Origin of the sequence: Desulfohalovibrio reitneri, from assembly GCF_000711295.1 — a bacterium.
In the GTDB taxonomy this organism is placed as follows: domain Bacteria; phylum Desulfobacterota; class Desulfovibrionia; order Desulfovibrionales; family Desulfovibrionaceae; genus Desulfohalovibrio; species Desulfohalovibrio reitneri.
On the sequence record NZ_JOMJ01000003.1, the window covers coordinates 58,958 to 70,000 of the forward strand.

The window sequence follows — 11,043 nt, forward strand, 5'->3', positions numbered from 1 at the left end:
TTTTCCCTTGCATTTTTTTTGAAGATCGGTAGTAAGTTTACGGAATTGAGCGTGTTCCGGAAAAGCCGGGGCTCGAGTCGACTCCATTCACGAGGAGTGGAGCAAAGCTTGGCCCCAAGGGTGGCGGCACTCTCTTCCCGGCCGGCCCTTTTTGTCCGCGTCTCGGCCGTCACCATGCCGCCGAGGCGATGGAAGCGATGGACCTGGAGAGTGCCCGCCGGCATTCCAGAGGTGCCGGCAAATGAAACCGCTGTCCCTGGTCCAGAACTCGCGGTTGAATGAAAACAGTGACTGGCTGTTCCTGCTGGATGAAAAGGGATATGCGCTTCCAGGAAGCCCGGAGGACGGGAAATTCAGCGGGCGTTCCACCCAACGCCAATGGACGGGGCAAGGCAAATCGCCTTGGCGAGGGCGGAATAATCCCGGCAGAGATCGACGACTATGACCGCGCTGCCCAGTTCGGGCACCATCCCGGTTGCGGGACGACCGACTTCGCCCAGTCCGAGGAATCGTCCTTGTGTGAAGAATACCTCACGTTCTTTTCCGATTGCGCGGATCGATTCGGTGAACTGCTGCGAAAGCCCCTGGAGGAGCGGACGGTCCGTGTGGACAACCACACCCGCCAGCAACTGCGAGAGCTTTCGGGCGCTCTCGGCTCTGCCGGGGCGGGACCTCGGGATGTCATCGAACTGTTCGAGACGGACATCGGCGCGCAGGATTCGGCTCCCTGGTCGAACAAGGGCGAGACAGCCATCAAGGAGGGGAGGATGCTTTTGCTGGAGTTGATGGGCAACCTGGTTTCGTTTTATCGCTTCCAGGCCAGAAGTAAGGAAGCAGACATCCCATGAATCACGACAAGTACCTGCTGAAGCTGTTCGTGACGGGGAAATCCCCCCGAGCGGACAGGGCTTATCGCAATCTGGAGCGAATCTGCCGTGAGGAGTTGGATTGGGAGTACGAGATCGAGGTGATCGACGTGCTTGAGCGGCCGCAGTTGGCAGAGGAAGAAAAGATTTTGGCGACCCCGACGCTCATTAAGCTGTTGCCGCCGCCAATCAAACGTATCATCGGCGATCTGTCCGACAAGCGCCAAGTAATGCTGGGATTGGATCTGCCTTCCTGAATCAGTTGGAGCTTTCATGTCCGAGAAGAGGCATCAGGTGGAAAAGTTGGCCACCGGCATTCCGGGGTTCGATCACATTTCCGACGGTGGGCTGCCCAAGAACCGCACCACCCTTGTTTCGGGTTCCGCGGGCAGCGCCAAGACTGTCTTCGGCAGCCAATTCCTGGTCGAGGGCATCAAGCGCGGCGAGGGGGGCGTTTTCGTAACGTTCGAGGAAGAGGCGGATGACATTCGCAGCAACCTCTTGAGCCTCGGCTGGGACATCGACCGGCTGGAGCGTGAGAACAAATGGGCTTTTGTTGACGCTTCCCCCTGCTCGACAACATGGACGTCATCACCGGCGATTATGATCTCGGCGCGCTTCTTGCCCGCGTACAGCACGCGGTGCGCAAGGTGAACGCCAAGAGGCTTGTCATGGACTCGCTGGGCGCGGTGTTCGTGCAGTTCGATCACTCCAGCCTGGTGCGCAACGAATTGTTCCGCATTTCCCAGGCGCTGAAAAAGATGGACGTTACATCCGTCATGACCGCCGAACGCAACGACGAATACGGCGAAATTTCCCGCTTCGGCGTGGAAGAGTTCGTGGCGGACAACGTCATCATCCTCCGCAATGTGCTGGACGAGGAAAAACGCAGACGGACCATCGAGATACTCAAGTTTCGTGGAACGCAGCACAACAAGGGCGAGTTTCCCTTCACCATCATGTCCAACGAGGGAATCATCGTCATTCCCCTTTCGGCCATCGAGCTCAAACAGAAGTCGTCCTACGTACGCCTCGCATCCGGTAACAACGTACTGGATCAGATGTGCGGCGGGGGGTTTTTCCGCGACTCGATCATCCTGGTTTCCGGCGCGACGGGGACGGGCAAAACGCTGGTCACTACTCAGTTCATCAATTCCGGGGGCAAGAACGGCGAGCGGTGTCTGCTGTTCGCTTTCGAGGAGAGCAGGGAACAGCTTTTCCGCAACGCCAGCGGATGGGGGTACGATTTCGAGGAGCTGGAGCGCCGGGGGTTGCTGAAGGTTGTCTGTGCCTACCCCGAGACTTCCGGGCTGGAGGACCACCTTTTGACCATGAAGGAGAACATCTCCGACTTCAATCCCAACCGAGTGGCGGTGGACTCCCTCTCCGCTCTGGAGCGCGTGTCCACCATCAAGGGGTTCAGAGAGTTCGTCATCGGTCTCACTTCCTTCATCAAGCACGAGGAGGTCGCGGGGCTTTTCACTTCCACCACCCCCACCCTCATGGGTGGGGGGAGCGTGACCGAGGCGCATATTTCAACAATCACCGATTCCATCATTCTTTTGCGATACGTCGAGATGTACGGAGAAATGCGGCGCGGCCTGACCGTGCTGAAAATGCGAGGGGCGATGCACGACAAGGAAATCAGGGAGTTCTCCATCGACGGGCAGGGTATGCACATCGGCAAGGCGTTCCGCAACGTCACCGGAATCATCGCTGGGCAGCCCACTCATTTGGACCCGTCAGAGCTCAGCCGCATCGGCTCCATGTTCAAGGAAGAAGGGCGAAGCTGAAAGCGTGAAACGGACTGGCGCGATGGCTGAGAACACCCGAGGTACCAGGCTGCTGGCCATAACCGGCCGGGAGGAGACGCGCGAACTGCTGCTTCGCCTCTTGAGGGCCTCCTCCATGGTCGATGACGAGCCGGATTTCGCCGTAACCCTGGGAGAGGGGCTGGACTGGCTCTCCCGCGAATTCTTCGATTGCCTGATCCTTGACGAATCCGCTGACGGGCCGGACCTCAAGGGACTGGAGCGTATACGATCCGCCCATCCCTCCCTGCCCGTTGTCGTCTTGACCGGTGAGTCCAATGCAGACTTTTGCCAGGAGGTGCTCAAGCGTGGCGCCCAGGATCTGCTGGCCGTTGACTCACTGGACGCCTTCGACCTTGCCCGCTCCATTCGGTTTTCCATGAATCGGCACTCCCTTCTGGTGGCCTGCGAACGGAGCAGGGTCGATCTGGCCGAGACCGAAAACAGGTTCCGCATCCTCGTGGAGGAGAACGCCGACGGCCTGCTTGTGGTTGATGAGTCGGGCAGGGTATTCTACGCAAACCCCGCCGCTGTGGATATTCTGGGACGTCCGGAGAACGAAATCACGGGCCAGCCTTTCGGATTCCCGGTCATCGACGCCAGGCCAATGGAACTGGAAATCCTCCGTTCCGATGGCGAGCGCGCCAAAGTGGAGATGCTGGCGTCCGAAGTCGAGTGGGAAGGCGCGGCAGCGTATCTTGTTAGCCTGCGAGACGTCACGGCTCGATCAAGACGGGAGGACGAGCTGACCTATCGGGTGGAACTGGAGCGTCTTATCACCTCCATATCCACCATGTTCGTTACCCTCGATCCAGACCGGATCGATTTCGGCGTGAAAGACGGAGTACGCTCCCTGGCCGAGTTCTGCGAGGTGGACAGGGCCTTCGTCTACCTCTTCAACCAAGAGCGAACCCGCCTCGATCTTTCCTTCGAGTGGTGCGCGCAGGGAGTCGGGTCCAGGGCTGGACACGACGACCATCTCAACGTGGACGATTTCTCCTGGCTCATGGAGCGGTTGCGCATTTTCGAGACCGCTCTTGTGTCCGATGTGGCCGAACTGCCCAAAGAGGCTATCGGCGAGCGGGATTTCCTGCATGGCCGCGGCACCAGAACCATGATCGTGGTGTCCATGAGCGATGGCCCGGAGCGAATGGGCTTTCTCGGCTTCGAGGCCGTGCGCAGGGACCGGATGTGGTCCGAGGAGGAAATCGGCCTGCTGAAGGTCGCGGGGGACATATTCGTCCAGTCTCTTCTGCGCAAGCGTAGGGAAGAGGAGCGACGCTCCACCGCCAGCCTGTTGGAAGCGCTGCTGCAGAACGAGGAGATCGGCCTACTCGTTTTGGAGTCCAACAGGACCGTGGCCCGGGTGAACCAGCGTTTCTGCGATCTGTTGCGCCTGGACGCCCGGTCTGGGGAACTGATGGGCGAGGATGCTCGGGACCTACTGCGGCGGGACCAAGAGGCGTTTGTCGACGGCTTCGGGAAATTGCGGGAGACCCTCCTTGACCCGGAAGGCTCCCTGACGGCCCAAAGGCTTGCCATGCGGGATGGATCAGAACTGGAAATGGACGTTATTCGCCTGGAAGGAGAGTCCGGCGGGCGACTGCTTCAATGCCGGGACGTCACCGAACGCAGGCGGGAGGAACGCGACCTCAAGTCGAACCTTCGTCGGGATATGCTTACCGGACTTTCCAACCGGCATCGTTTTCTGGAAGACGCGGCGTTGCTTCTTGACGACGCCGCCGCCAAAGGCGAGCCGGCCGCTCTGCTTCTGGTGGACCTGGATCATTTCCGCAACATTACCAATACGTTCGGTTTTGACGTTGGCGACGAAGTGCTGCGGCAAAGCGCTCACCGACTGGGTGAGATCGCCAGCGGGGGGGACCTGCTCGGCCGGTTGGGAGGAGACGAGTTCGCCGTGCTGACCACGACCAACGGGCAGAGGGGGGACGTCGAGGCATTCGCCCGCCGCGTTCTCCGTGCCCTGGGCAAACCCTTCCTGGTCGGGGAGCGCTCCATTGAGAGCGGAGCCAGCATCGGTATCAGCTTCCACACCGCCCACGGAGAATCCGCCGAGGACTTACTGCTGGCCGCGGACATGGCCTTGGTGCGGGCCAAGGAGCAGGGGAGGGGACAGTTCATGGCCCACAACCATTCTTCTTGCCTGCTCAGGTAAATTCTGCCGGGGAGGCGCGCCTGCTTTTCTTTAATATGTTGAAGTAAAATTATATTTTTGTTCCAACCTTGCTGGCATGGATTTGGCTCGCCTCATGGCGAGGAGAGTTCATGGCGTGTGACAAGCAGTTTCGACGTGTAGGTCCCCCTCCGGGAATACGGGGGCGCTTAGCGGAAGCACTGGAGTTGGAGCCCGAAAGCTTTCACGAGATAGACCTTGGCGACGTGGCGCTGGATGACCGCGCCATGTACAGTCTGGGGCGGACAGCCAAACGGGCCATCCACCGCAAGGTCCCCTTCCACGTGCCAGTATCGGGCCCTTTCGGCGACCTCATGGGATCCTTGCACCGCCGTGCCTACTGGAACGAGGAGGGCGGACAATTGGTGCTTTCCGTGGAGGTGCTGGGCCGCATTCATCTGGTGGTTGTTCCCTGCGGCCAGTGGCGGCTTAAACACACCACCTGGAACTAAGCTCCGTTCAGTTCTTGGGTTTCAAGCCAAAGCCCTCGAACAGTTTCTTCACTTCCTCGCCCGGTGATTTTTCCTGGCTGGGCTTCGTCTGACTTTCTTCACCCTCGCCCTGCTTGGGGGGTTGCTGACCATCGTCCGTCTTTTTTTCCCCAGAGCCGGAAAGGGCGCCCGAAATACCGCCCAGCACGCCGCCGACACCATCGGCCGCTCCATTGACGATATCCAAAGGCGAAGTCAGCACCTGCTCGGCTATTCCGGAGGCGCTGACTCCCGTCTTTGGGTTGGAGAAGGGTCCTTGCACCGTGAGAGGCAGGGCCAGCGGGCCCAGATGGGCCTTCAGGTCGAGGTTCAGAGTCTGTTCGGCCAGGTCTGCCAGACCGCCGCCGGTCAGCTTGACTCCGGACTGGTCCGTCGTGACCAGGATGTCCTTTGTCCTGGCTATGCCGTCCTTGATGTTCAGGTTGGTGGTCATCTCGGGGATGTTGGTGCGCGCACCCTTCTCCTCTTCCGGCACGAAGACGTTCTTACCGGTCTTGGCCTGTTCGATCCGTTCCTTGGAAAGGTTGATGCCGCGCACATAACCGTCCTTGAGGCCCATGGAGGCGCTGCCGTCCATGCCCCGCAGCATTTTCCACATGGTCAGTCCGACCGAGGAGATATCCAGGTCCAGACGGGCCAGCCCGCCAACCAGAGGATTATCCTGGAAAGATGAGAGGAGCTGGGCCACATCCAGGCTTTCGATGCCCAGCTTCAGGGTGTGCGGGGGCTGATCCATGGCCATGTTGGTGGTCAGGGCCATGTCGAAGGTGCCTCGGAAAATGTCCATGGACAGCGGATCAATGGTGATGTCGCCGTTCTTTGCCTTGACGCGCATGTTCACGTTTTCCGCGGTCATGCCCTTGAAGCCGAGGCTGGCCATGAACAGCTTGCCGTCCACGTCCAGCGCCTTGAGTTGTTCCTTGGGCAGAATCTCGTCATCTTCCTTCTTTTTATCCGAGGGAGCCGGCTTGCCCTCCCCATCCGATTTTTCTTTTTCTTTTGGTGGGATATAGGGGTCGACGGTAAAGCTGTCACCGCGCAGATCGAAAGTGACGGCCGGCTTGCTCATGTCGGGTACGCCAAATTTTCCGGTCATGGTTGTGTTGTCCAGCATCAACTGCATGTTGCTCACATCGGCGGAACCGGGGGAGTATGCCACGTCCCCCTTGAAGGAGAGGCGGTCGAGCGCCTTATCGTTAGGTATGGGAAGGGCTACGTTGAGCGCTTTGGCAACCTCGCGCGGGGAGAAGGTGTTGGTCGTGATGCGCCCGGTTACAGCGGGAGCTTTGAAGACGTTTTCCGCACGCAGGTTTTTCGCGGCCACCTCCGCTCCCAGGGCCGCGGCTGTCAGGGTGGACAGCTCCGCCAGCCCCTTGGACCAGTCGAAGCTGCCCGAGGCGTTTAAGGTTGGAGCCAGGCCATCGCCTGGAATAGGGCCGCCGGAAAGATCAGCAGCAACGCGCACCGGGCTGAAGCTGGCCAATCCGGCCCCCAGGCCACGTCGAAGTCGCCTGAAATCTCGGTGGAGCCGCGCAGGTGCGGCTGCCCTTCCGCGAGCACGGCGGAGATTTGGGAAAGCCGGATATCCGTGGAGGCCAGAGTCGCTCGCTTGGCCTGCTGGTTCACGTTGGCGCGCGTTTGCAGGCGCAGGTCGGCCGAGGCTTCGGGCTGGTTGGCCCGCAGGGAGCAGGTCATTTCGATGGGGATGACGGTGCCCGGGTCCAGGGTAAGCGCGCCCACGTTGAGATTAAGGTCGCTGACCACGGCCTCCAGCCCGGTGGATTTGTCTTTCCAGGCCACCTGGCCGTTGTCCAGGGCCACTCCCCCCAGGCTTACCTTGGGCATGGCCGTGGCCTGCCCGTCGCCGGTATCGGGTGCGGGGGAGGGCGTGGGTTCCGCTTTGCCCTGTCGCTCCACAAGGTCGTCCCAGTTGGTGATGCCCCGTTCGTTCTTGGCCAGGTTGATGTTCGGCCCGCGAAGGACCACAGTACGCATGAACACTTCCTTGCGCAGCAGGGGCAGGAGCTTTACCTTGACGTCCACGGCATCGAGCCGGGCCATAGGCTCCGGCCCGAAACCTTCGGCGTTGCCGAGCACGATTGGTCCTTCGATGGCCGCGCCAATCCATGGGAAGACCGACAATTCGATGTCGCCGCCTATGGAGAACTCGCGGCCTGTGGCCTTCTGGACCTGCTCCGCGATGAGTGGCTTGTAGTCGTTGGGGTCCACGATCATGGGCAGTATGACGGCGGCCAGGACGAGCAGCAGAACGAGACCCGCGACGGCGAAGAGAAGTCCTTTCAATACTTTGCGCATGGCATAGCCCCTTGCATGAATGAATTCGCTTTGTCCAATTGTATCCTTCATTTCGGCGGTGATGGCAAGTGAAGCGAACCCTCATAGTCCAGACTGAACAGGCCGGAAGCCGCCTGGATCGCGTCCTCAAAGAACTTGAACCTGGTATGGGCCTGCGCGGCAGGAGGCGTCTTATCCGGGAAGGCCGGGTGTTGGTGGACGGTCGTGCCGGCGACCCAGCCCGCAAACTCCAGGATGGGCAGGTCGTGGAGGTTCTCCCCGGGGCGCCCGTGGAGGACCTTGACGGGGTTTTCCTGGTCGCCAGAACCGAGCGGTTCGCCGCTCTGTTCAAGCCCCAGGGAGTGCACACCGTTTCCCTGGCTGGCGGAAACGAGCCGAATCTCGAAGATGTCATTTGTGACGTGCTACCGGGCTGGCGGCTTTGCAATAGATTGGACAAGGCCACAACCGGCTTGGTTCTGGCCGCGGATTCGGAGGCTTCGGAAGCTGATTTCCGGGAGCGGGAGAATGCCGGGAGCGTGGAGAAGGTCTATCTGGCCATGGTGACGGGACGACTGGCCGAGAACGTGGAGATCGACGAAGCCCTGGATGTGGCCGACCGCGCCGTGGTGCGGGTGCTGGCGGACATGCGGGCCGAGCCGTTGCGCCGGACTCGGGTGCGGCCGATTTTGCGCGGGAAGGAATGGACGCTGGTTGAAGCGCGCATCCACAAAGGGGCGCGCCACCAGATCCGGGCCCACCTGGCTTGGCTCGGGCACCCGATACTCGGTGACGCGGTGTACGGTCGTGGAGAGGAGGGAGGCCTGCGGCTGCATCATGCCCGGCTGACCATGGAGGGGTTCTGCGCCCAAGCCGATCCCCCCTGGAAGGAGTGGCCCGGGCTGGCCCAGCGGCTGGCCGCCAAGTAATACCTGCTTATTCCACGCCCAGCAGGGCCCGGGCGAAGTCCCCGCCGTCAAAGGGGCGCAGGTCCTCCATCTTCTCGCCCAGGCCGATGAAAGAAATGGGCAGGGCGAACTGGCTGGCCAGGGCCACCACGATACCGCCCTTTGCCGTACCGTCCAGTTTGGTGAGAACGATCTCGTCCACCTGCACGGCCTCGTGGAAGAGCTTGGTCTGGGAGATGGCGTTCTGTCCGGTGGTGGCGTCCACCACCAGGATGGAGCGGTGGGGCGCGCCCTGGTGTTTCTTCTCGCAGACGCGCTTCACCTTTTTCAATTCGTCCATGAGGTTGACCTTGGTGTGCAGCCGTCCAGCGGTGTCCAGCAGCACCAGGTCGTAACCTTCACTTTTGGCCTTCTCGATGGCCTCCCAGGCCACTGCCGCGGGATCGGAGTTGGCCTCCTTGGCGAAAAAGCCGGCGCCGACCCGCTCGGCCCAGACTTCCAGCTGCTCAATGGCCGCGGCCCTGAACGTGTCACCCGCGGCGATGAGCACCTTACGGCCCTGCATCTGGGCGCGGTGGGCCAGCTTGGCGATGGTGGTCGTCTTGCCCACGCCATTTACCCCTACCATCATCACCACCTCGGGCGGGTTGACCGCGGTGATGCGGCGGGGAGTCTTGAACAGGTCCGCCAACTCTTCCCGCAGGATGTCCTTGAAGGCGGATGTCTCGGTGGCTCCGGCCTTGCGGACTCGCTCGCGCAGGCCCTCGATGAGGGTCATGGTGGCCTCGTAGCCCACATCGGCCATGATGAGGATTTCCTCAAGCTCCTCCCAGAAATCCTCATCCATGGTCTCGCGGCTGGTGAGCAGGCCGTCGATGCGGCGGGTGATGGTCTGCTTTGTCTTTTCCAGGCCCTCGGAAAGCTTCAGGAAGAGGCGGTTTCGCTCATCCTCCTCGTCCTCCAGGTCCAGCGCCAGGGCCAAACGGTATTGCAGCTCGGAGCGGAAATCCTCGACTCGTTCGTACTCCATCTCCTCGGTCCAAGCCTGGAAACGGGAGATGAAGTCATCCGCCTCTTCCGCCGGCGCCTCCAGCGCCTTGAAGAGAAATTGAAGCCGCTCCCACAGGGTCTCGTCCGCCCGCTCCACGTCCTGTAGAAGGATTTCCAGCCAGACCGACAGCCTGGGCTCTGCTTGCCGCAGAGAGAGCAGCAGGTCGTTGCGCCAGTCCTCGGCCGTCGGACCGGTCCGGGCCGTGGGAGCGGGTTCACGAGGCGGGGGAGGCGCTTCCTCGGAGACGGCCTCGCTGGGCGTCTCAAGCAGTTCCTCTTTGATATTCTCCACCGCCTTGGGCGGGGCCGGCTGGTCTTCCTTGAGCCCGTGGTCGCTTTTGTATTCCTCGACCGCTTGGTCCAGTTTGGATTCGACGTCCCAGAACTTCTTGATTTTAGAGAAAAATCCCATATCTACTTCCGTCTTGTTTTGCCTGTCGTGGAAAGGCAGGATGTGTACCGCGTATGCAACGGGCTGGCAACTTGCGCAAGGGGCCGTCTGAATGACGTATAAAGGAGAATTCCATGCAGTGGCGACGTGTCAGGGAAGCGCTTGAGTCCGAAGGGCCGATTCAGGAAATCGAAATTCGCGGCTGGGTCCGCACCAAGCGCGATCAGAAAAAGTTCGCTTTCCTCGAGATCAACGATGGCTCCTGCTTGGCGAATCTGCAGGTTATTCTGGATTCCGGGGCCCCGGGTTGGGATGAGTTGGAGCGAGTGACAACCGGAGCGGCCGTGGCTGTTTCCGGGGATTTGGTTGAATCCCCCGGCAAGGGGCAGCGTTGGGAAATGCGCGCTTCCGGACTGCGCCTGGTGGGTGTAGCGGATGCCGAGGACTATCCCCTCCAGAAAAAGCGTCATTCCGACGAATTTCTGCGAACAATCGCACATCTCCGTCCCCGCACAAACAAGTACGGTGCAATGTTCCGCATCCGTGCCGAGGCCGCCTTCGCCGTGCACTCCTTTTTCCGCGAGCGCGGTTTCCACAACGTCCATACACCCATCATCACCGGAGCGGATTGCGAAGGGGCGGGAGAATTGTTCCGCGTCACGTCGCTTGACCCCGGGCAACCGCATGGATCGGACTGGCCCGAGCGCGACTTCTTTGGCAAAGAGTCCTTCCTTACAGTGTCCGGGCAATTGGCGGCCGAGGCGTTCGCCCTCTCGCTGGGCCGGGTGTACACCTTTGGTCCCACCTTTCGCGCGGAAAACTCCAACACGCCTCGCCACGCGGCCGAGTTCTGGATGGTGGAGCCGGAGATGGCTTTCTTTAACCTGGACGATACCATGAATTTGGCGGAGGAGTTTATCAAAGAACTCGTCCGCCACGTGCGCGATACATGCGCCCAGGACATCGCCCTGTTCGCCAAGTGGGTGGACAAGGACCTCGAGAAACGCTTGGAAAATATTCTGGCCGAGCCCTTCCAA

General features: G+C 60.8%; 11 protein-coding genes (1 of these 11 running past the window's edge). 8 read left to right on the forward strand and 3 right to left on the reverse strand.

The features are described from left to right. Positions 1-308: 308 nt before the first annotated feature. The 6 genes from N911_RS17235 to N911_RS0100565 all read left to right on the forward strand — a co-directional run bounded on the left by N911_RS17235 (position 309) and on the right by N911_RS0100565 (position 5,323). Positions 309-848 (forward strand): hypothetical protein, encoded by a 540-nt coding sequence (locus N911_RS17235; protein ID WP_138774299.1) that lies wholly within the window; start codon positions 309-311, stop codon positions 846-848. After that, positions 845-1,123 carry a circadian clock KaiB family protein gene (locus N911_RS0100550; protein ID WP_029893361.1) on the forward strand — a complete coding sequence of 93 codons (279 nt, stop codon included), beginning with the start codon at positions 845-847 and terminating at the stop codon, positions 1,121-1,123. The genes N911_RS17235 and N911_RS0100550 overlap by 4 nt, the downstream gene beginning before the upstream one ends. Before the next feature lie 16 nt (positions 1,124-1,139). Further along, positions 1,140-1,520 (forward strand): ATPase domain-containing protein, encoded by a 381-nt coding sequence (locus N911_RS18960; RefSeq protein ID WP_202593851.1) that lies wholly within the window; start codon positions 1,140-1,142, stop codon positions 1,518-1,520. Beyond that, complete coding sequence (gene kaiC / locus N911_RS16410; protein WP_202593852.1) at positions 1,448-2,659, forward strand: circadian clock protein KaiC; 1,212 nt, start codon at positions 1,448-1,450, stop codon at positions 2,657-2,659. Before N911_RS18960 ends, kaiC begins: the two co-directional genes overlap by 73 nt. 22 nt (positions 2,660-2,681) lie before the next feature. Continuing rightward, positions 2,682-4,853 (forward strand): diguanylate cyclase domain-containing protein, encoded by a 2,172-nt coding sequence (locus N911_RS0100560; RefSeq protein WP_029893363.1) that lies wholly within the window; start codon positions 2,682-2,684, stop codon positions 4,851-4,853. A gap of 185 nt (positions 4,854-5,038) precedes the next feature. Next, positions 5,039-5,323: a hypothetical protein gene (locus tag N911_RS0100565; RefSeq protein ID WP_029893365.1), complete on the forward strand. Its 285-nt coding sequence runs from the start codon at positions 5,039-5,041 to the stop codon at positions 5,321-5,323. A 7-nt stretch (positions 5,324-5,330) separates the two neighbouring features. Here N911_RS0100565 and N911_RS0100570 read toward each other — a convergent pair whose 3' ends face one another. Beyond that, a complete protein-coding gene (locus N911_RS0100570) occupies positions 5,331-6,686 on the reverse strand; it encodes an AsmA family protein (RefSeq protein WP_029893367.1) in 1,356 nt (451 codons plus the stop codon). Positions 6,687-6,763: 77 nt separating this feature from the next. Next, positions 6,764-7,678 (reverse strand): AsmA family protein, encoded by a 915-nt coding sequence (locus N911_RS0100575; RefSeq protein WP_029893369.1) that lies wholly within the window; start codon positions 7,676-7,678, stop codon positions 6,764-6,766. A gap of 68 nt (positions 7,679-7,746) precedes the next feature. Between N911_RS0100575 and N911_RS17835 the strand changes: the two genes are divergently transcribed. Further along, a complete protein-coding gene (locus N911_RS17835; RefSeq protein ID WP_138774300.1) occupies positions 7,747-8,586 on the forward strand; it encodes a pseudouridine synthase family protein in 840 nt (279 codons plus the stop codon). A 7-nt stretch (positions 8,587-8,593) separates the two neighbouring features. On the opposite strand, the gene ftsY is transcribed toward N911_RS17835, so the two are convergent. Beyond that, positions 8,594-10,027, reverse strand: coding sequence for a signal recognition particle-docking protein FtsY (ftsY, locus tag N911_RS0100585; protein ID WP_029893373.1), 1,434 nt, complete (start codon positions 10,025-10,027; stop codon positions 8,594-8,596). A 113-nt stretch (positions 10,028-10,140) separates the two neighbouring features. Here ftsY and asnS point away from each other — a divergent pair, with 113 nt between their 5' ends. After that, on the forward strand, positions 10,141-11,043 hold the 5' portion of the coding sequence (asnS, locus tag N911_RS0100590; protein WP_029893375.1) for an asparagine--tRNA ligase. It continues 474 nt past the right edge of the window; only the first 903 of its 1,377 coding nucleotides appear in the window; its start codon is at positions 10,141-10,143; its stop codon lies off the right edge, out of view.